The following is a 20,853-nucleotide window of genomic DNA, read 5'->3' as shown; positions in this document are numbered from 1 at the left end:
TGGCTGTAAGAAATTCTAGGTAGGCACAGCAAAAAGCTATTCCTAAGTGCAGAAAAACCTGCCGTTATAACCACGTTACGGTTATTAGAGGTGATGAACATAAGTCACGCATTTTTCTTTCTAACTTTTGCCTATTGGCTAGTAGTAAAGAGATTCTTGCGTGCAAGTTCATAATCAGGGTGGTACCGCGAGTTTACTCTCGTCCCTGTGCAAAGATGGATTTCTTTACACAGAGACGAGAGTTTTTTGTGTGATTTATGTTTTATGCAATTAGAAAACACATAATTGAAACTATTGATAACAAATGAGGAGGATACATATGAGAAATTTACAATCAGCAGAAGTGCGCCAAATGTTTTTGGACTTTTTCAAAGAAAAAGGGCATGGTGTAGAGCCAAGTGCTTCTCTAGTACCACATGAGGACCCTACATTACTTTGGATTAACAGTGGTGTTGCGACATTAAAAAAATATTTTGATGGGAGAGTTATTCCTGCCAATCCAAGAATTTGTAATGCACAAAAATCAATTAGAACAAATGATATTGAGAATGTTGGTAAAACTGCTAGACATCATACATTCTTTGAAATGCTAGGTAATTTTTCAATTGGAGATTACTTTAAGGTTGAAGCTATTGAATGGGCTTGGGAGTTCTTAACAAGTGAAAAATGGATTGGGTTTGATGCTGATAAGCTTTCAGTAACGATACACCCTGAAGATACCGAAGCATTTGATATTTGGAAAGATAAAATTGGTGTTCCTGAGGAGCGAATTATTCGCTTAGAGGGTAACTTTTGGGATATAGGTGAAGGACCTAGTGGACCAAATACCGAGATCTTTTATGATCGAGGAGAAGAATACGGAAATGATGTACATGACCCAGAATTGTATCCAGGTGGAGAAAATGAGCGGTATTTAGAAGTGTGGAATTTAGTATTTTCTCAATTTAATCATAATCCAGATGGAACATACACTCCACTTCCAAAGAAAAACATTGATACAGGAATGGGACTTGAAAGAATGGTCTCTGTTATTCAAAATGTTCAAACGAACTTTGACACAGATTTATTTATTCCAATAATTCGTGCAACAGAGGAAATATCAGGTGAGCAATACCGTACTGATAAAGATAAAGATGTTGCATTTAAGGTTATTGCTGACCATGTCCGTACAGTAAGCTTTGCCATTAGTGATGGAGCTCTACCTTCTAATGAAGGCCGTGGATATGTTCTTCGACGTTTATTAAGAAGAGCAGTTCGGTATGCGAAACAAATTAATATTAATCGTCCTTTTATGTATGAATTAGTTCCAGTTGTAGCAGAGATTATGGTCGATTTCTATCCTGAAGTGAAAGATAAAACAGAATTTATTCAAAAAGTGATTAAAAATGAAGAAGAACGTTTTCATGAAACACTAAATGATGGTTTGGCAATTCTTAGTGAAGTAATCAAAAGTCAGAAAAAGCAAGGTAAAGATATCATTCCAGGAGAAGATGTTTTCCGTTTATATGACACTTACGGATTTCCAGTTGAGTTAACTGAGGAATATGCAGAAGAGGAAGGAATGAAGGTTGATCAAGCTGGTTTTGAAGAAGAAATGGGTCGCCAGCGTGATCGAGCTCGTGCAGCAATTCAAAAAGTTGATTCTATGCAAGTACAAAGTGGAGTGCTCGGAGAAATAAAGGAAAAAAGTGAGTTTGTTGGTTATAACCAATTAGAGATTGAGCAAGCAAAAGTTATGGTAATCATTAAAGATGGAGAACTTGTTCATAAAGCTTCTGAAGGAGAAGAAATTCAAGTTATCCTTGATACAACACCTTTTTATGCTGAAAGCGGTGGACAAATCGCAGATGAAGGAACACTAATCAATAGTAAAACACATGTTAAAGTAAAAAATGTTCAAAAAGCACCAAACGGACAAAATCTTCATCTGGTAGTAGTTGAAAGTGGTACTTTACAAACTGGTGACACGTTTAAAGCATCTGTTACAAAAGCAAATCGTAGTGGTATTGTTAAGAATCATACTGCAACCCATTTATTGCATCAAGCATTAAAAGATGTGTTAGGCGAACATGTAAACCAAGCAGGATCATTAGTTACTGCTGATCGTCTGCGCTTTGATTTTTCTCATTTTGGACAAGTAACACAAGAAGAATTATCTATGATCGAACATAATGTTAACGAACAAATTTGGAAGAGCATTTCTGTTCAAATTGAGCTAAAATCCCTTGCAGAAGCTAAAGAAATGGGTGCGATGGCGTTATTTGGCGAAAAGTATGGAGAGGTAGTTAGAGTAGTCCAAGTGGGCGACTACAGCTTAGAGCTTTGTGGTGGTTGTCATGTAGATAACACAGCAACAATTGGTTTATTTAAAATTGTAACTGAATCTGGAATCGGTGCTGGAACTAGACGTATTGAAGCTGTAACAGGTAAAGCAGCTTATCAAGTTATAAATGAACAATTACAGAAACTCGCAGAAGCTTCAGAGCTGTTAAAATCAAATCCTAAAGATATTACAACAAGAATTAGTGGCTTACTTCAAGACTTCAGATTACTTCAACGAGAAAATGAATCATTAAATTCTAAACTTGGAAACTTAGAAGCAGGTAATATTGTAGATCAAGCTAAAACGATTAATGGTGTAACACTTCTTGCTGCCAAAGTGAATGCTAAGGATATGAATAGTCTACGTGGAATGATGGATGACTTGAAAAATAAGCTGCAATCAGCTATTGTTGTTCTCGGAGCTGCTGAGGATGGTAAAGTGAATTTAGTTGCAGGAATAACGAAGGATTTAGTAGATAAAGGCTACCATGCAGGAAAACTTATTAAAGAAATTGCAGAACGATGTGATGGAAAAGGTGGCGGTCGCCCAGAAATGGCTCAAGCAGGTGCTAAAAATCCTGAAAAACTGGACGGAGCACTTAAATATGCTGAAGAATGGATTGAATCCGTTTTATAATTAGTAAAAGTAGTGTAAAATAAAGGTAAGATTGGACAAGCAGATTTCTTCTTAAGAATCTGGGAAAGAGGTGCGAAGGTGAGTTCATTTGATAAAACGATGAAATTTAATTTCTCTGACGACTCTGTCGAAACGAATGTAAACGAAGTCCTTTATACTGTATACGATGCATTACAAGAAAAAGGCTATAATCCAATAAATCAAATTGTGGGCTATTTGCTTTCTGGTGACCCAGCCTATATTCCTCGTCATCGTGATGCAAGAAATCTAATTCGCAAGCTTGAGCGGGATGAATTAATTGAGGAGCTAGTTAAATCTTACTTACAAAAACGGATTTGATCTTTTGTATCTAAAGTATCTGTTCTGTAAAAAATGAAATGTAAATTTGTATATTGATGGGCTGAATTAATTAGAAACTGCAATAAATGCTCTAAATTATTCAGTTCCAATCTTTATACAATAAAATCGAGAGGCATATTATGCGAATACTTGGATTAGATTTAGGAACTAAAACATTGGGAGTAGCCGTTAGTGATGAATTGCGCTGGACAGCACAAGGAATTGAAACGATTAAAATCAATGAAGAAGGTCGAGACTATCAACTGGGAAGACTTTCTGAACTAATTAAACAGTATGAAGTTGAGAAAATTGTCCTTGGAATGCCTAAAAACATGAATGGAACAATTGGACCAAGAGCGGAAGCAAGTCAATCTTTTGCTGAAATACTAACAAAGAAGTTTAATCTTCCTGTTATCCTATGGGATGAGCGGTTAACAACAATGGCTGCTGAAAAAATGCTAATCTCTGCAGATGTTAGTCGAAAAAAAAGAAAAAAGGTTATAGACAAAATGGCTGCAGTGATGATATTACAGGGTTATTTAGATAGCTTAAACTAGACAAAAATTATTATGAGGTGAAGAATTCATGGATCACGGAGAAAAACAAATTACAGTTATAGATGAGAATGGCAATGAACAATTATGTGAGGTTCTTTTTACATTTGAGTCAGAGGAATTCAAAAAATCTTATGTGTTATACTATCCACTAGGTGCAGAAGAGGACGATAGCGAAGAAATTGAAATTCATGCTTCAAGCTTTAACCCACATGCAGACGGTGAAGATGGAGAGCTAGAGCCAATTGAAACGGAAGAAGAGTGGGACTTAATTGAGGAAATGTTAAATACATTTCTTGATGAAGAAGAAGAGCAAGAATAAGCATAAAAAGTGCGATAAGAGATATACTCTTATTGCACTTTTTTTTGTCTAACTTTATCAAAGTAATCAAAATGGGCAATTTCAAATCGTATTTTACATGTCATGTTAAAAATATTGCCGAATAATCATGAACATTGTAGTATAATAGTTGTGGTGAGAGGAGGATACACATGTCTGAAAATCCAAAAAAAGATTCATTCCGAAAAAAGTTATTAGAGAAACATAATGAGGCAAAGGTTGTTCGGAGAATTGTTCTTTCCGTATTTATTATTCTTTTAATTGTTTTTTCCGGATTAATCGGAGGTGGCTATCTCTATATTAAATCTTCGTTAGAGCCAGTCGATCCAACTGATCAAACGCCTGTTGATGTGACGATACCAATTGGTTCATCAGTTTCGTCAATATCAAAAATTCTAGAAGAAAATGATATTATAAAAGACGATCGTGTTTTTAAATATTATATTAAATTTAAAAATGAATCTGGTTTTCAAGCAGGTGATTACCAGCTGAAAAAATCAATGACATTTCAAGAAATTATAGCTAGCATAAAAAAAGGGAAAGTCATGGATGATGTTGTATTCCAAGTGACAATTCCAGAAGGAAGACAACTAACAGAAATAGCATCAATTATTTCTAACAATACAAACTATTCAGAAGATGAGATTTTTGATAAATTAAATGATAAAAGCTTCATCGAATCTATGAGAGCTGAATACCCTGATTTGCTCACTGATGATATATTCAAGGAAAATGTTAAGTATCCACTCGAGGGTTACTTATTTCCTGCAACATATCCTTATTATCAAGAAGAACCTACAATTGAAGAGATTCTAGAACCGATGATCACAAAAATGAGTGAAGTTGTTGCAAAATATATTCCGCAACTTCAAGAAAAAAATATGAGTGTTCATTACTTTGTAACAATGGCATCTCTAATTGAGGAAGAAGCAACTGAAAAATCAGATCGTGAGAAGATCTCAAGTGTTTTTTATAACCGTATTGATAAGAATATGATGCTACAAACAGATCCAACTGTTTTATATGCATTAGGTGAGCATAAGGACAGAGTGTTATATAAAGATTTAGAAGTGGATTCGCCATATAATACTTATCAAAATACTGGACTTCCACCTGGACCTATTGCAAATGCTGGTGAAATGTCTTTTGTTGCTGCACTTAGCCCTGAACCGACAGATTTCTTATATTTCCTAGCAACAAAAGAAGGGGAAGTAATTTTCACAAAAACGCTAGAAGAACACAACAAAGCAAAGAATGAACATATAATTAATAACTAACATTATTTCAACAAAGGGAACGTGAATTATTATTCGCATTCCCTTTGTTGTTGTGGTAAAATATATCGAGTTGTTATTTGGATTGTACTATTTGATATAATCATACAAAAAGAGTTCTCAGGATATGGGGCTCTTCTTTTTAGGTAGAATATAGATTATTCGACAAAGTTCATCAGCAGTTGTATAAGCAGGAGGGCAATCATGTTAAATGAAGATGTGCTAACGTATGTTGAAAGCTTGATTCCAGAACGTCCTCAATACGTGGAACAAATTGAAGAGTTTGCTTTAAAGCATGATGTGCCAATAATGGAGAAATCAGGTATAGAGGTATTGTTATTGTTGTTAACAATGCAACAGCCAAAGAAAATATTTGAAATCGGGACAGCAATTGGTTATTCAGCAATAAGGATGGCTTTATCTTTACCCAATACCCACATTGTTACTGTGGAGCTTGATGAAGTTAGATATAAGCAAGCAGCACTTCATATAAAAGAATTAGGACTAGAGAATCGTATTAAATTATTCTTAGGTGATGCACTATTATTATCAGATGATATTAGCAAGCATGGCCCATTTGATGCGTTTTTTATTGATGCAACAAAAGCAAAATATAGTAAGTTTTTTGATTTATATGAACCAATGTTAACAAAAGATGGAATTATATATACTGATAATGTTCTTTTTAAGGGTACAGTTGCTCGAGATCGTTCAGAATTAAAAACGAGAAGACAACGAACTCTTGTTAGAAAACTTGATGAATATAATCAAATGCTTTTTTCAAAGGAAGGCTATACATCAACAATGATTCCCGTAGGTGATGGTCTTGCAGTTACAAGAAGAAAAGAAGTGTAAAGAGGTGTACAAAATGAAAAAGCCAGAATTATTAGTGACTCCTAAAAAGGTCGAAGACTTTTTACCTTTAATTGAAGCAGGTGCTGATGCATTTATAATTGGTGAGCAAAAATTCGGTCTTAGGTTGGCTGGAGATTTTTCAAAGGACGATATTAAGAATGCTATCGGCATTGCTCATCAGCATGGAAAAAAAGTGTATGTTGCAATGAATGCAATTTTTCATAATGAATTAGTTGATGAGTTAGGTGAATATTTACGTTTTCTAAGTGAAGTGAAAGCAGATGCAGTTGTTTTTGGTGATCCAGCTGTTCTTATGATGGCTAAGGATGCTGCTCCTCGGATGAAGCTACATTGGAATACAGAAACAACAGCAACAAACTGGCACACGTGTAATTATTGGGGAAGAAAAGGATCACAACGGGCTGTGCTTGCTAGGGAGCTGAGCATGGATGCAGTAGTTGAGACAAAAGAACATGCAGAAGTTGAAATAGAAGTACAAGTACATGGAATGACATGTATGTTTCAATCAAAACGATCATTATTAGGCAACTATTTTGAGTACCAAGGAAAAAAATTAAAAATAGAAAAGCCTGATACAAAAGAGACGATGTTTTTATTTGATCCAGAAAGAAATAATAAATATCCAATATTTGAAGATGCAAATGGAACTCATATAATGAGCCCTAACGATATTTGTATTATAGATGAACTTGGTGAAATGATTGAAGCAGGTGTGGATTCTTTTAAAATTGATGGTGTTTTGCAAACATCAGATTATATTGTTGAAGTTACGAAAAAATATCGTAAAGCAATAGATTTATTTGTTTCGAATGGTGATGAATATGAAGAGGTTAAGGATGACCTTTTAAATGAGATTGAAAATCTACAGGCTAAAAATCGCCCGTTAGATACAGGATTCTTCTTTAAAGAAACAGTATATTAATTTAATGAATCGGTTGAATGTTAAGCCTTTCATTTTGAACATAAAGGGAGTGAAAAAATGACAACTGTAGTTGATAAAATATCGAGCATAGTCGATGGTAAGCGTGTAATTACAAAAAAACCTGAATTATTAGCACCTGCCGGAAACCTTGAAAAATTGAAAATTGCGGTTCATTATGGTGCTGATGCAGTATTTATTGGTGGACGTGAATATGGTTTAAGATCTAATGCAGACAACTTCTCACAAGAAGAAATGGCTGAAGGAGTTCAATTTGCTAATAAATATGGTGCGAAGATTTATGTAACAACAAATATATTTGCTCATAATGAAAATATGACAGGCTTAGATGAATATTTAATAGGTCTTCAAGATGCAGGAGTTACAGGGATTATCGTTGCTGATCCATTAATTATCGAAACATGTAGAAAAGTTGCACCTAAGCTTGAAGTACATTTAAGTACACAGCAATCTCTATCAAACTGGAAAGCAGTTCAGTTTTGGAAAGAAGAGGGGCTAGAGCGTGTTGTATTGGCACGTGAAACAAGTGCTGAAGAAATTAAAGAAATGAAAGAAAAAGTTGATATTGAAATTGAGGCTTTTGTTCATGGAGCAATGTGTATTGCCTATTCTGGTCGATGTACATTAAGTAACCATATGACAGCACGTGATTCTAATCGTGGTGGTTGTTGTCAATCATGTCGCTGGGATTATGACTTATTTAAACTTGAGGATAATCAAGAAGTTGAGTTATTTGATAAAGAAGATGCACCTTTTGCGATGAGCCCAAAAGATTTAAATTTAATTGAATCTATACCTAAGATGATAGAGCTAGGAATCGACAGCTTAAAAATCGAAGGTCGAATGAAATCTATTCATTATATTGCAACAGTTGTTAGCGTATATCGTAAAGTAATTGATGCTTACTGCGCAGATCCAGACAATTTTAAAATTGATATTGAATGGCTTAAAGAACTAGATAAATGTGCAAACCGTGAAACAGCTTCAGCCTTTTTTGAAAGTGTTCCTGGTTTTCAACAACAGATGTTTGGTAATCATAGTAAAAAAACAGTGTATGATTTTGCTGGTCTTGTATTAGATTATGATCAAGAAACAAAAATGATTACTTTACAACAACGTAATCATTTTAAACCGGGTGAAACAGTCGAGTTTTTCGGACCAGAAATTAAGAACTTTACACAAACAATAGAGAAGATATGGGATGAAGATGGAAATGAGCTTGATGCAGCTCGTCATCCACTACAAATTGTAAAATTCAAAGTAGATAAACCTGTCTTCAGTAACAACATGATGCGAAAGGGGTTCTAACTACTATGGCGAAGAAGCCGGTTGTAATCGGTGTAGCTGGAGGCTCTGGCTCGGGAAAAACGAGTGTGACGAAAGCAATATATGAGCATTTTAGAGGTCATTCAATCTTGATGCTTGAACAAGATTATTATTATAAAGATCAAAGTCATCTGCCTTATGAGCAAAGATTAGATACAAATTATGACCATCCATTAGCTTTTGACAATGATTTACTAATAGATCATTTAAAAACATTACTAAGTCATGAATCAATTGAAAAACCAGTTTATGACTATAAATTGCATACAAGATCTGAAGATGTTATAGTTGTGGAGCCTAAGGATGTTATAATTCTTGAAGGTATCCTTATTTTAGAGGACGAGCGTTTGCGTGACTTAATGGATATTAAGCTTTATGTGGATACTGATGCGGATCTTAGAATCATACGGAGAATCCTTCGGGATATTAAAGAGCGTGGACGTTCGATTGATTCGGTTATTGAACAATATATAACTGTTGTAAGACCGATGCATAATCAATTTATCGAGCCGACCAAACGATATGCAGATATTATCATCCCAGAAGGTGGGCATAATCATGTTGCAGTTGATTTAATGGTCACAAAAATTCAAACAATTCTTGAACTAAAGGCAATTTTGTAATAACATAGCATAGATAAAGTCTACTGTGATCATATTATGTATAAGTACAATTTTTATGGAAAATCTTAATAGGGCACATTGATGCCCTGATTTTTTACATATCATCAGATTTGGGGTTCTACATTTTGTTCACCATATATTTGAATTACTGACATAATAATTTTTAGTCATTTTTCTAAAAGAATTTTCACCTAGATTATACATATGTAGTATGCAATCTATAGTATGTTTTCATAGATTTAGCAATATTACAATGACTCAGTACGACATGGACAGTCTACTAGAAGGAGTGGAACAAACATGGCACAAGATAAAGTTTTTCCAATGACAAGAGAAGGTAAAGATAAGCTTGAGCAAGAGCTTGAATATTTGAAAACGGTTAAACGTAAAGAGGTAGTTGAAAGAATTAAAATTGCACGTAGCTTTGGAGATCTTTCTGAGAACTCTGAATACGATTCAGCTAAAGAGGAACAAGCCTTTGTTGAAGGTCGTGTTACAACACTAGAAAATATGATTCGAAATGCAAAGATTATTGAAGGTGAAGCTGATACAAGCATTGTTGCTTTAGGAAGAACAGTTGCTTTTACTGAATTACCTAATGGTGATAAAGAAACGTATACAATCGTTGGTAGTGCTGAAGCTGATCCGTTCGAAGGTAAAATCTCTAATGACTCACCTATTGCTAAAAGTCTTATGGGTCGCAAGGTAGGAGATCAGGTGACTGTTCAAACACCTGGCGGAGAAATGCTTGTTAAAATCGTAGAAATTAGCTAATACAGGTTTATATAATGAACACCTCGTCGAAAATGATGACGAGGTGTTTTTTATTGGTTTAAAATACCTTGGAAACATGTATGAATATAGCAGATCATTTGTACGCAACGGACACAGTTACAAGGAGGGGTGTTGGAATATGATATCAAAAAGAAGGTTTCTAACTTTAGGAATTGTTATCATTATCTGTTTTTCTTTTTATTTATATCGATTAGCTGATTTACAATTAATCAACACAGAGTCATTTACAGATAAGGGAATAAATCTTGTTCAGGAGAGTGTTAATCAACGTACACAAGAAGTTTTAATTGATGATGGAAGAGGACGATTTGTTGATCGAAATAACGTATCATTAAAAAAAGATGCAGAGCCATCACTTGTGCTGTTTCCTTTTTTAAAAGATATTTCTTGGTCAAGTGATAAGCTCTCTAATTTAGTGAATGTGCCTAGTACAGAGTTAGAAAGACTTGTTCAAAATACAAAAGAGCCCATTGTTCTTTCAAGTAAAGATGGTGTGGAATTAACTAATAAAGATTTAAAGGAAATAAATGAGCTAGAGATTCCAGGTGTATTTGGTATTTTTCAACAAACAACAATAGATGAATCTGTTGCAGACCACATTATAGGGATAACAGGAGAAAATGCAGAAACATTACGTGAGAAATACCCAGATCGCAGTGATTTATCATACAAAACGAAAATTGGTGTGACTGGCTTAGAAAAAACATTTGATGAATTTTTATTACCAGATGCAGAAACTAAACTCTTATATCATGTTGATGGAGACGGAAATCCGCTTTTTGGGGTAAATGTTAAGTATATTGCTGACTCTAATCCTTTCTATCCAGTAACAGTAGAAACTACGATCGATAAAGACATTCAAGAAGTGGCAGAAGATATATTAACAAATCAGAATGTTGAGAATGGAGGGCTTGTTCTTCTTGATATCCAAACAAATGAGGTTTTAGCAATGGTGAGTAAACCAGATTTAGATCGATCTCATTCTAGTACCTTAACAAACCATATGATTCGACCATTATTTCCGGGGTCAGTTTTTAAAACTGTCATTTCTGCTGCTGCAATTGAATATGGTTTAGATGATGCGAACCGAAAATTTAATTGTAATTTAAATCTTTATGGAGAAGATGATGGGGGACAGGATGATGGATTATTATCGTTCGAAAGAAGCTTTGCGAAAAGTTGTAACTATACTTTTACAACATTAGCAAAAGAGCTTTTGAAAAAGGACCAAAATGCGATTGAGGATATAGCAGGAAAACTTGGATTAATTGGTCACATAGGTTGGAGCGGAGAAGTGTTTCATTATGATCAATTTAAGCAATTTCCTGATGAAATGGCTGGAAGTATATGGGGAGATGAAACAGATAAAAATGTACCCCGTGCAATTGACCAAACCGCTATAGGACAAAAGGATGTAAAGCTATCACCAATGGCTGTAGCAAATATGATGGCGACAATTGCAAGAGGCGGACAAAAACATGAGGTTCGCATCGTAGAAAATATATTATATAAAAATGGAACAAATATGTTTTCATTTACGTCTAACAAACTAGAAGGAGAAAATATTTCACCATATACAGCATCAAGGCTTCAAGAATTACTAAGGCTCGTTGTAACTGATACAGAAGGAACAGGTAGAAGGTTTCAATCTTCTCCTTTTGAGGTATCAGGAAAATCAGGAACTGCACAAACCGGGAAGAAAAATATTGAAGGTGAAACACTTTATCATAAGTGGTTTGCTGGTTTTTTTCCATCTAATAATCCAAAGTATGCACTTGTAGTTGTAGAGATGGATACAACTAGTGCCAACGCTGGAACAAATGCTGTTTTTTATGATATGGTTGCAGAACTAGCCAAATTTTAAATAAAGAATAGTATACAATGTGTTTTTAGTTGTTTTCACATAAATTTTTGCTCTTGAATTTATAAGGAATGGAGTGTCTAAGGCTCTTGACTTCCTTGCCATTCTACTAGGAAAGGTCCTAGAACCCCCTAGCAGAAGTTAATGAGACTTGAGTATTCCCAGAGCTTTTCTTATGTCTGGAGCTAAATGAATGCTGTTTCCTAGGTACCAAAAGTAAAGGGTTTTACAAAATCAGCTTTATAAAAGGCTCTTTTCGCAAACTTTGTTGCTTATAAGCATTGTATTAAGTATAGTGGCATCTTTTCTTCATAAAAAAGTAGCCTTTATGCGAAAATACACTGTTTCTACTGCATATTTTGGTTACATAGCAACAATCATTCAGAAAAGAGCCTTATAAAAACATTTTGTGTAGAGAATATGAAACTTATGGCTTAGGTTAAACGACTAGATAGAAAAAGGTCTTAATGCTAGAATTAGACAGAAGGTATGAGGGACAAAGGAGTGTAGGAAATTGAGTAATTATCAAATTAATAACTCTCGTTATGAAAAAAGGGATAAACGTAGAAAAACGAATGTTGTATTAAACACATTAATTGGGCTCGTTTTTGTTCTTATTCTTGTTATTGGCTCTCAGCTTATTTTTGGGGATAGCGGAGCTGAAAAAACAGCAAAATATAATGAACAACCAGATATTAAGCTAGCTAGTGAAGAAAATAAGGCAGAACAAGATGATTCTAATGAAAAGACAGCTGAAAATGATGATAAATCAGAAGATAAAGACTTAAATGAAGATGAAGGTATAGAGGAAGAAGCTAAAGAAGATGAAGAGACTGAAGAGGATTCATTTGAGCAAGCAACAATAACTGAGGGAGAACCTGGTTCCGAGATTGCAGAAACAATTGAAAATCCCGCTTGGTCGCCTATTGGAACTTCTCAAACTGAACCACATTCAGCAAACTATACAAAAGGGTCACAAGATTGGAATGAAATGACAAAAGCACTTAGCTATGCAACAGGAATTCCAGAATCAGATATGATTATTTGGTTCCTCGGAAATAATGGTGGACCAAATGATGCAGCTGGAACAATCTCTCCTAAAGACAAATCAGTGAAATATAAAGTTTATATAACTTGGGTTGAAAATAATGGATGGAAACCTACTAAAATAGAAAAGCTGAACTAACAAGAGACTGGGACATAATTAAAGAAATCATTCAAAAAGAGGAATAAACCTAAATCCAGTTAAGTTGAAAGAAACAAGTTCGTTCCATTGCGCTGCAGACATAAGATTCGCCGGGGAGGAAGCTAAGCCTCCTCGTAAGCTGCGCACCTGTGGGGTCTCAGCCTTTCCTCTGCACCCGCAGGAGTCAAATGTCTTCCGCTCCATTACACTAGTTCTTAAAAATAGTATGCAAAATCAAAAAACATTGATGACTGCAAATAAAAACCCGAACTATTAGGCGAATGTTTAATTTACATATCACCTAATAATTCGGGTTTTTCATTAGCTTAAAAATTTATGTCCCATCCTCTTTTTTTAATGCTTATAAATATTATCAAGATTAACATGTCTGTAGGTAGAGGACAACACTTACCACGTTACTGACTAGATGCCTTAAAATGAACAACAGCGCTGTACAGTCTTTTGCCTTCCTCAGATATATACATTTGGTGTGTGACTGAATGTACTGTTAGCAAGATTGCCTGATTATGTAGAATTTGATCATTTATCTTCTTCTCGAGTTCTTGAATGGAAAATGCTTCAAAAAACTCAACTTTATCTTTTATAATATCTAACTGAAAGTTCATGCTCCACCTCCATCAATCTAAAAATAAATATACCAAAGAGTTCAGAAGATTTACAGTGATATACCGTGTAGATGCTGATATAAAAATCAGAGTCTTGCTTTGTAAGAGTATAATATGTACACTTCTAATTGAAGACGGAATGGTTGATGTAATAAGCATATGACTATTTTGGATAGATACATAATGGAAGGATTTGAAGACATTGAGAATCGCAATAATAGGTGCAATGGAAGAAGAAGTTACAATTCTTAGAGATCAATTAGATAATCGAGAACAAGAGGTTATTGCAAATAGTGAATTTACAAAAGGCACATACAATGGTGTGGAAGTAGTGTTATTAAAGTCTGGTATTGGTAAAGTTAATGCTGCTTTAAGTACAACATTACTTTTAGATCGCTATAAACCAGATTATGTTCTTAACACTGGCTCTGCCGGTGGATTTCATTCTTCATTAAACGTTGGAGATGTTGTTATATCAACTGAGGTTAGACATAATGACGTAGATGTTACAGTGTTTGGTTATGAATATGGTCAAGTACCAGGTTTACCAGCAGCATATGTACCAGATCAAAAGCTAGTTGATATCGCTGTAACAAAAGCAGAAGAAATTAGTGATATTCAAGTCGCAAAAGGTCTTATTGTAACTGGAGATTCATTTTTAAATGATCCTGTAAAAGTAGAATTTATTCGTAGTAAATTTAAGGATCTTTATGCAGGTGAAATGGAAGCAGCAGCAATTGCTCAAGTTTGTCATCAATTTGATGTTCCATTTGTAGTAATAAGAGCATTATCTGACATTGCTGGCAAAGAATCTAATGTTTCCTTTGATCAATTCCTAGATCAAGCTGCAAAGCATTCTGCTAATTTGGTTTTGAAGATTGTTGAAGCCATTTAATCGTGTATTTTACGTAACATGAGCAAACCCTTAAAAACAGATGATAAACGAGGAGACTTCCCTTGTTTCATCATCTGTTTTTTTGGTTATTCATTTACATAGCTCTACAATAAGTATGAATGAATTTATGCCTTAATTATTGATATGGTGAAATTTACATGGTTAGTTATCTACTAGAATATGTTATTGTTTATCTATGACATAATAAGTAGGTGAATTGATAATATGAGTAAAAAAAGTTTACAAGCACTTGTTATTGATTTTAAAAATTATGCGTTTGTACTATTGGCTACAAGTGTATTTTTATATATAGGTGTTATTTTACCTGATCAAGGAAAAGAAGAATTCTACGACGTGATATTAATGCTAACGACGGCTTTGTTTTTAATAGGCTCCTTCGTTTGTTTTAAGTTCTCTCTAAAATATAAAAAGCAAATAGATGCACAAGAAGAAAATGTTTAAATAACTCAAATTATGAAATGCACCCCAATTGTTAGTTACAACTAACAATTGGGGTGCATTTTTTTTTGCCAGTGACGAGTTCAGTTAAAATATCGTTTGAAAGTTCAGAAAATATAATCTTTTATAAAATTAAAAAAATCTATTTACAGATATGGTAATTATGGATACAATTACCATTGTAAAATAAAAATGAAAACTAGGGAGGTCGAAGAAAATGAACAAGTGTACAAAAATTAAAACAATGCTTAACAAATTTAATATGTTCTTAATCGACCATAACGGTGAATCCCTTTAATTTATGTTTTCGTAATATGTATCTTAAACAGACGGGAAGTACGCTCAGGTTGATTGGAAAGACTTGTGCGCTATAATTGAATATTTATATCGTCACAGGTTGCCTGTGGCGATTTTTATATTCTTTTTACATTGTTTAAGTGGGAAGTGAAATAAGAATTCTTCACAAGAAGGAAGTAGTAACCTCTTAAAAAGATTTGGCAGCCTGTGTATATGCATCCAAAGATGTGTTAAATGCTTTTAAGGAGGTGATACCACATGACAATTAATTTATTTTTCATTACATTAACTTTTTCTGTATCTAAAAGAAATCAATCAAAACAAGAATTTGAGAAAAATGAGCAAGTTCAACAGAAAATGAAACAATTAAGAGAAAAGGAATACGAACTTTTCCGTAATATGTAAGTACATTATTTTTTTATTTTATAAAAATTTTTGGAGGCGATGAAAATGATTAAAATCGAATTATTACTACATTTAACTGTTCAGAAGGACACTGCCTAGCTAATTAAGCTACGTCATTTCATTTAACTTAAAATAAAAATGATAAGAAAAAGAGAAGGAATAAAATACTCCTTCTCTTTTAACTTAGGTGTATTATTCTTTTTTGCGATTTCTTTTCTCCTTTTCAGCTCGATAAAACTCATGAAACATTTTCATAAGTGCTCGTTTCTCAATCCGTGAAACATAGCTCCTTGAAATACCAAGTTCTTTTGCAATCTCACGTTGGGTTTTTTCCTTTTTTAAATCTAAACCAAATCTTCCAACAATGACTTCACGTTCTCTACCATCTAAAATATCGATATATTCCTTTACTTTTTCTAATTCCATATTAAGTTGTATTGTTTCTATAACGTCTTCATTTTCAGATTTCAGGACATCAATCAAGCTAATCTCGTTTCCTTCTTTATCCTGACCAATCGGATCATGCAAAGAAACATCTTTTTTTGTCTTTTTTAATGCTCGTAAATGCATAAGGATTTCATTTTCAATACATCGAGCAGCATATGTTGCCAATTTAGTGCCTTTTCCTTGTGAATAGCTTTCTATCGCTTTTATCAATCCAATTGTGCCGATTGAAATTAAATCTTCGGAGTCTTCCCCTGTGTTTTCAAATTTCTTCACAATATGAGCAACGAGGCGTAAATTATGTTCAATCAAAAGGTTTCTTGCATATTCATCTCCCTCTGACATTCGCTGCAAATATTTCTTTTCGTCTGTTGCAGACAAAGGTTGTGGGAAGGCATTATTTTTTACATAAGATACTAAGAACACTAATTCTTTTACAAAAAAACCTAGTGCAGTAATGAGCCCTGACATACCTCCACCTCCACTAAAACTTTATGTAGGCTATTGCCTATAAGTTATGTGTATGTGAGAGATAGCTTGTTTGTGTCTGTACACATAAAGAAGTTATCTTTTTGATCTAAAAATCTTTATCTTTAAAGAATGAATCTACACTGTTTTATTTAGTCATGCCCTGCCGAAAAACATTGCCATTAGCTTAAAAAGTTTAAAATATTGATTATTTTCTTCGTAGATTTGGGTTTAACGCCTAAACTTATCCTAAGCAATGTACATATAACTAATTATATAGATGGGTATTTAAGGGAGGTTTCTTATATGGTGGGTTATTCACCTTATGGTCCAGGTCCGTATCCATACTATCCAACACAAGGAGCAGTTGGATATGGTTATTGGTACGCCTTTATTGTTGTATTGTTAATTCTATTGCTTGTTATTGGTGGAGGCTACTATTATTACAATTATTATCGATAAACAATTAAGGGATGACTAGATTCTAAAGTCATCCCTTGTAAGGTTTGTTTCTTTCATAAAAATGATCTAGAGGTGCATGAAAAGTAATGGTATAATTAACATTCTTGGTTAGATGTGGATACATAAATAATAGATAAGTTAGTGTAGTGGTTAATAGGAATGGACAACATAAAAAAAGGCTGTTTTCGTAAACTGTGTAGCTATATAAATGTTTTAGAGAAGGGTGTTATGTGCTACAGTATACTCACTTTCCACAGAGCGGACGATGAGCTTACTCGACGTGCAGTGCCTGTGGGATCTCTCTTGTACCGCTGCTTCGGTAGGAATTTTAAAATGTTTATGATGAAGAACTATAAAAACAACAATTTCAGAGAAAAGAGCCAAAAAAAAGAGCCGTCTACCGGCATGTATATAAGCTTTTAAGAAGAAGCTTTTAAAACATGTCCTAAAGATCGGCGTTTAATTTCCATAGTAATTAATTCTATAAAATCATCATGTAGTTTCATTTCAGTTGCTTTATAATAAGATTCAATTAATAATTCGTCAGAAAGTTTACGCATGGTTGATGGCCAACTGCTTGGCTCTACACCTCCTAACAGGTAGTAACGCAACTTATTTGCGTTAGTGAAATTTGTTATATATTGTTATTGATTTAAATTTAACATGAATGAGAAGATAGAACAACCGTTCTGTTATCCACAGTTGTAAGTGGATAAGCTGTGGGTATGTTGTTTATAACAGTGAAAAAACGAATCGTTACAAGGGGTATAATGTGTATAATATTATCCACAACTGTTGAAGAGAGTCGGAAAATGTCGAAAAGTTTTTGTGTTTTCTAAAAACATTTTTGCATATATTATAAGTTTGTTTTGAAACTATGACTTAAATTCGTTATGATGTAAGATGGCAAAAAAATGATAATGAGGTGCTGAAACTCATGCTACGACAATTTTTACCTGGTGAATATGTGAAGAGTATTTATCATATCTCACCTAAGAAGCTTAAAGAAACCGGAATTAAAGGGATTATTACAGATTTAGATAATACGTTAGTTGAATGGGATCGACCAAATGCAACACCTCAACTATTAGAATGGTTTAAAGAATTAAAAGATCAAGGAATGAAAGTTACAATTGTTTCAAATAACAAAGAAGCTCGTGTGAAATCATTTTCAGAGCCTTTAAATATCCCCTTTATATATAAAGCGAGAAAACCTATGGGTAAAGCTTTTATAAAAGCTGTAAAAGATATGAATTTAAAAAAAGAAGATGTTGTTGTAATCGGTGATCAGTTATTAACAGATGTTCTTGGTGGAAATCGAAATGGTTTTCAAACGATACTGGTTGTTCCTGTTGCTTCCACAGATGGTTTTTTCACAAGGATAAACCGACAAATAGAACGTAGAATTATGGATAGCTTAAAGCGAAAAGGTATGATTCAATGGGAGGAATAAAAGCGTGTTAGAAGATCAATTTTCATGTGTAGGCTGCGGAGTCGCTATTCAAACTGAAAATGAAGAAAATTTAGGTTATGCTCCACCAAGTGCTTTAGAGAAGGAAGAGGTAATATGTCAACGTTGCTTCCGATTAAAAAATTATAATGAGATTCAAGATGTTTCATTAACAGATGATGATTTTTTAAAAATCTTACATGGTATCGGTGAAACAAAAGGATTAATTGTTAAGATTGTTGATATATTTGATTTTAATGGTAGCTGGCTTCAAGGAATCCATCGATTTGTAAAAGGTAATCCAATTTTGTTAGTTGGAAATAAAAGTGACATATTACCAAAGTCAGTTAAGAAGCAAAAGTTAATTAATTGGATGAAAAGAGAAGCAAAAGAATTAGGATTAAAACCTATTGATGTTTGTTTGGTTAGCTCTGCAAAAGGGCATGGAATTAGAGAGGTTGCAGAATTGATTGATCAATATCGCGAAGGACAAGATGTCTATGTTGTTGGTTGTACAAATGTAGGGAAATCGACATTTATTAATCGAATGATTAAAGAAGTAACTGGAGTTAATGATGTTATTACCACTTCTCATTATCCTGGTACCACATTGGATTTAATTGAAATTCCACTTGATAATGGAGCAGCTCTTTATGATACTCCTGGTATAATAAATCACCATCAAATGGCACATTATGTAGACAAGCGTGATTTAAAATTACTAAGTCCTAAAAAAGAAATTAAGCCTATGATTTTCCAATTAAATGAAAAACAAACATTGTACTTTGGGGGCTTAGCACGTCTTGATTATGTTTCAGGAGGAAAGGAAGCATTAGTTTGCTATATTCCTACTGATTTGAAAATACATCGCACAAAACTAGAAAATGCCGATGATTTATATGAAAAACATGCTGGAGAATTATTATCTCCACCTAGACAAGAAGATGTTGATACATTTCCTAAACTAATACCTCATGAATATACGATTAAAGAAGCAAAAACAGACATTGTTTTTTCTGGTTTAGGATGGGTTACAGTAAATAATCCGGGAAAAAAAGTTGTAGCATATGCTCCTAAAGGTGTAAATGTAACTTTAAGGAAATCGTTAATTTAATTGAGGAGAGTATATAACATGGGGAACTTATATGGTCTTATCGGATGTCCTGTTGAACATTCTATGTCACCAAACATTCATAATGATGCATTTAAGGAAAGAAAACTTGATGGATATTATCATGCATTTCATGTTGAACAAGATCAATTAACAGAATCTGTTAAGGCTTTAAAGACTCTTGGGGTTAAAGGATTCAATGTAACAATTCCACATAAATTATCAATTATTCCACTTTTAGATGAACTACATGAAACAGCACAAATTGCAGGAGCTGTAAACACAGTTATTCATAAGAATGGTCGATTAATAGGATATAACACTGATGGAAATGGCTATGTTAGATCTTTAAAGGATGTAGTGAGAAAGCCATTAGGTGAACAAAAGATTCTACTAATTGGTGCTGGTGGTGCAGCAAGAGGTATTTATTTCACTCTCACGCATCAAGGCTGTCAGCATATTGATTTATGTAATCGAACTGTTTCAAAGGCTGAGGAATTGGTACAGCAATGTCCTTTTCCAAATACAAGCACATCATTAAGCTTAACCCAAGCCGAACAACAATTAGGAAGCTATGATATTATCATCCAAACAACAGCAGTTGGGTTACATCCTAATATAGACCAAAAGCCAATTAGTTTAAAACATGCAAAATCAACTGCAGTTGTTAGTGATATTATCTATAATCCGATTAAGACAGCATTACTTCAAGAAGCAGAACTTTTAGGTTTAACCGTCCACACAGGTGTTGGGATGTTTGTTCATCAGGCAGCACTAGCATTTGAATTATGGACAGAACAAAAGCCTTCTGTAGAGAAAATGACCGCGATAGTAATGGACAAACTAGGAGGTACTAAAACATGTTAAAAGGAAAACAGAAACGTTTTTTACGATCAGAAGCACACCACTTAAGCCCAATCTTTCAAGTAGGTAAAGGTGGAGTTAACGAAAATATGGTTAATCAAATTTCCGAAGCTTTAGAAGCACGTGAGCTTTTAAAAATTTCAATCCTACAAAATTGTGAAGAAGATAAAGATACTGTTGCACAAGAAATTGTAAAAGGAACAAAAGCAGAGCTTGTACAGATTATCGGAAATACAATTGTGTTATATAAAGAATCAAAGGAAAATAAGAAACTTAATTTACCTCAATAAAATGAAAGT

23 protein-coding genes are annotated in these 20,853 nt (G+C 33.9%); 20 read left to right on the top strand and 3 right to left on the bottom strand.

From position 1 onward, the window contains the following. The first annotated feature begins 319 nt into the window (after nucleotides 1-319). The 12 genes from alaS (at nucleotide 320) to FS935_RS13280 (ending at nucleotide 13,073) form a co-directional block, all read left to right on the top strand. Nucleotides 320-2,959 (top strand): alanine--tRNA ligase, encoded by a 2,640-nt coding sequence (alaS, locus tag FS935_RS13335; RefSeq protein ID WP_146949111.1) that lies wholly within the window; start codon nucleotides 320-322, stop codon nucleotides 2,957-2,959. Nucleotides 2,960-3,037: 78 nt separating this feature from the next. Continuing rightward, a complete protein-coding gene (locus tag FS935_RS13330) occupies nucleotides 3,038-3,298 on the top strand; it encodes an IreB family regulatory phosphoprotein (protein WP_146949110.1) in 261 nt (86 codons plus the stop codon). A gap of 140 nt (nucleotides 3,299-3,438) precedes the next feature. Beyond that, nucleotides 3,439-3,855 (top strand): Holliday junction resolvase RuvX, encoded by a 417-nt coding sequence (gene ruvX / locus FS935_RS13325; RefSeq protein WP_146949109.1) that lies wholly within the window; start codon nucleotides 3,439-3,441, stop codon nucleotides 3,853-3,855. Between the two features lie 28 nt (nucleotides 3,856-3,883). Further along, nucleotides 3,884-4,174 (top strand): DUF1292 domain-containing protein, encoded by a 291-nt coding sequence (locus FS935_RS13320; RefSeq protein ID WP_146949108.1) that lies wholly within the window; start codon nucleotides 3,884-3,886, stop codon nucleotides 4,172-4,174. 170 nt (nucleotides 4,175-4,344) lie between these two features. Further along, nucleotides 4,345-5,469, top strand: coding sequence for an endolytic transglycosylase MltG (gene mltG / locus FS935_RS13315; RefSeq protein ID WP_146949107.1), 1,125 nt, complete (start codon nucleotides 4,345-4,347; stop codon nucleotides 5,467-5,469). Nucleotides 5,470-5,670: 201 nt separating this feature from the next. Then, entirely contained in the window at nucleotides 5,671-6,321 is a 651-nt protein-coding gene (locus FS935_RS13310; RefSeq protein WP_146949106.1) for an O-methyltransferase, read from the top strand. A 13-nt stretch (nucleotides 6,322-6,334) separates the two neighbouring features. After that, nucleotides 6,335-7,264, top strand: coding sequence for a peptidase U32 family protein (locus tag FS935_RS13305; RefSeq protein WP_146949105.1), 930 nt, complete (start codon nucleotides 6,335-6,337; stop codon nucleotides 7,262-7,264). A 57-nt stretch (nucleotides 7,265-7,321) separates the two neighbouring features. Then, nucleotides 7,322-8,590 carry a peptidase U32 family protein gene (locus FS935_RS13300; RefSeq protein WP_146949104.1) on the top strand — a complete coding sequence of 423 codons (1,269 nt, stop codon included), beginning with the start codon at nucleotides 7,322-7,324 and terminating at the stop codon, nucleotides 8,588-8,590. A 5-nt stretch (nucleotides 8,591-8,595) separates the two neighbouring features. Then, complete coding sequence (gene udk, locus FS935_RS13295) at nucleotides 8,596-9,231, top strand: uridine kinase (RefSeq protein WP_146949103.1); 636 nt, start codon at nucleotides 8,596-8,598, stop codon at nucleotides 9,229-9,231. A 300-nt stretch (nucleotides 9,232-9,531) separates the two neighbouring features. After that, nucleotides 9,532-10,005, top strand: a complete 474-nt coding sequence (gene greA / locus FS935_RS13290; protein ID WP_146949102.1) for a transcription elongation factor GreA — start codon at nucleotides 9,532-9,534, stop codon at nucleotides 10,003-10,005. Nucleotides 10,006-10,144: 139 nt separating this feature from the next. Continuing rightward, nucleotides 10,145-11,890 carry a peptidoglycan D,D-transpeptidase FtsI family protein gene (locus tag FS935_RS13285; RefSeq protein WP_146949101.1) on the top strand — a complete coding sequence of 582 codons (1,746 nt, stop codon included), beginning with the start codon at nucleotides 10,145-10,147 and terminating at the stop codon, nucleotides 11,888-11,890. A 511-nt stretch (nucleotides 11,891-12,401) separates the two neighbouring features. Then, nucleotides 12,402-13,073: a YrrS family protein gene (locus tag FS935_RS13280; protein WP_240050911.1), complete on the top strand. Its 672-nt coding sequence runs from the start codon at nucleotides 12,402-12,404 to the stop codon at nucleotides 13,071-13,073. 416 nt (nucleotides 13,074-13,489) lie between these two features. Here FS935_RS13280 and FS935_RS13275 read toward each other — a convergent pair whose 3' ends face one another. Next, nucleotides 13,490-13,699, bottom strand: a complete 210-nt coding sequence (locus FS935_RS13275; protein ID WP_146949100.1) for a DUF2536 family protein — start codon at nucleotides 13,697-13,699, stop codon at nucleotides 13,490-13,492. Between the two features lie 202 nt (nucleotides 13,700-13,901). On the opposite strand from FS935_RS13275, the gene mtnN reads away from it, so the two are divergent. The 3 genes from mtnN (at nucleotide 13,902) to FS935_RS13260 (ending at nucleotide 15,755) form a co-directional block, all read left to right on the top strand. Continuing rightward, nucleotides 13,902-14,594 (top strand): 5'-methylthioadenosine/S-adenosylhomocysteine nucleosidase, encoded by a 693-nt coding sequence (gene mtnN, locus FS935_RS13270; RefSeq protein ID WP_146949099.1) that lies wholly within the window; start codon nucleotides 13,902-13,904, stop codon nucleotides 14,592-14,594. Nucleotides 14,595-14,819: 225 nt separating this feature from the next. Then, nucleotides 14,820-15,056 carry a YrhC family protein gene (locus FS935_RS13265; RefSeq protein ID WP_146949098.1) on the top strand — a complete coding sequence of 79 codons (237 nt, stop codon included), beginning with the start codon at nucleotides 14,820-14,822 and terminating at the stop codon, nucleotides 15,054-15,056. A gap of 552 nt (nucleotides 15,057-15,608) precedes the next feature. Then, on the top strand, nucleotides 15,609-15,755 hold the full coding sequence (locus tag FS935_RS13260) for a YrzI family small protein (protein WP_146949097.1): 147 nt from the start codon (nucleotides 15,609-15,611) through the stop codon (nucleotides 15,753-15,755). 192 nt (nucleotides 15,756-15,947) lie between these two features. Here FS935_RS13260 and sigK read toward each other — a convergent pair whose 3' ends face one another. Further along, entirely contained in the window at nucleotides 15,948-16,670 is a 723-nt protein-coding gene (gene sigK, locus FS935_RS13255) for an RNA polymerase sporulation sigma factor SigK (protein WP_146949096.1), read from the bottom strand. Nucleotides 16,671-16,973: 303 nt separating this feature from the next. Between sigK and FS935_RS23440 the strand changes: the two genes are divergently transcribed. Continuing rightward, nucleotides 16,974-17,129, top strand: coding sequence for a hypothetical protein (locus FS935_RS23440; protein ID WP_158638608.1), 156 nt, complete (start codon nucleotides 16,974-16,976; stop codon nucleotides 17,127-17,129). Between the two features lie 419 nt (nucleotides 17,130-17,548). On the opposite strand, the gene FS935_RS13250 is transcribed toward FS935_RS23440, so the two are convergent. Next, a complete protein-coding gene (locus FS935_RS13250) occupies nucleotides 17,549-17,689 on the bottom strand; it encodes a sporulation histidine kinase inhibitor Sda (RefSeq protein ID WP_146949095.1) in 141 nt (46 codons plus the stop codon). A gap of 377 nt (nucleotides 17,690-18,066) precedes the next feature. Between FS935_RS13250 and FS935_RS13245 the strand changes: the two genes are divergently transcribed. The 4 genes from FS935_RS13245 to yhbY are packed head-to-tail and all read left to right on the top strand — an operon-like array spanning nucleotide 18,067 to nucleotide 20,844. Then, nucleotides 18,067-18,582: a YqeG family HAD IIIA-type phosphatase gene (locus FS935_RS13245; RefSeq protein ID WP_146949094.1), complete on the top strand. Its 516-nt coding sequence runs from the start codon at nucleotides 18,067-18,069 to the stop codon at nucleotides 18,580-18,582. Between the two features lie 4 nt (nucleotides 18,583-18,586). Further along, on the top strand, nucleotides 18,587-19,693 hold the full coding sequence (yqeH, locus tag FS935_RS13240) for a ribosome biogenesis GTPase YqeH (RefSeq protein WP_146949093.1): 1,107 nt from the start codon (nucleotides 18,587-18,589) through the stop codon (nucleotides 19,691-19,693). Nucleotides 19,694-19,711: 18 nt separating this feature from the next. Next, a complete protein-coding gene (gene aroE, locus FS935_RS13235; protein ID WP_146949092.1) occupies nucleotides 19,712-20,557 on the top strand; it encodes a shikimate dehydrogenase in 846 nt (281 codons plus the stop codon). Further along, a complete protein-coding gene (yhbY, locus tag FS935_RS13230; protein WP_146949091.1) occupies nucleotides 20,551-20,844 on the top strand; it encodes a ribosome assembly RNA-binding protein YhbY in 294 nt (97 codons plus the stop codon). Before aroE ends, yhbY begins: the two co-directional genes overlap by 7 nt. Nucleotides 20,845-20,853: the final 9 nt, after the last annotated feature.

The sequence above is a fragment of the Metabacillus litoralis genome (assembly GCF_007994985.1).
GTDB lineage: Bacteria > Bacillota > Bacilli > Bacillales > Bacillaceae > Metabacillus > Metabacillus litoralis.
Note: the sequence above shows the minus strand (reverse complement) of the source record. Positions and strands in the feature narration are given on the sequence as shown.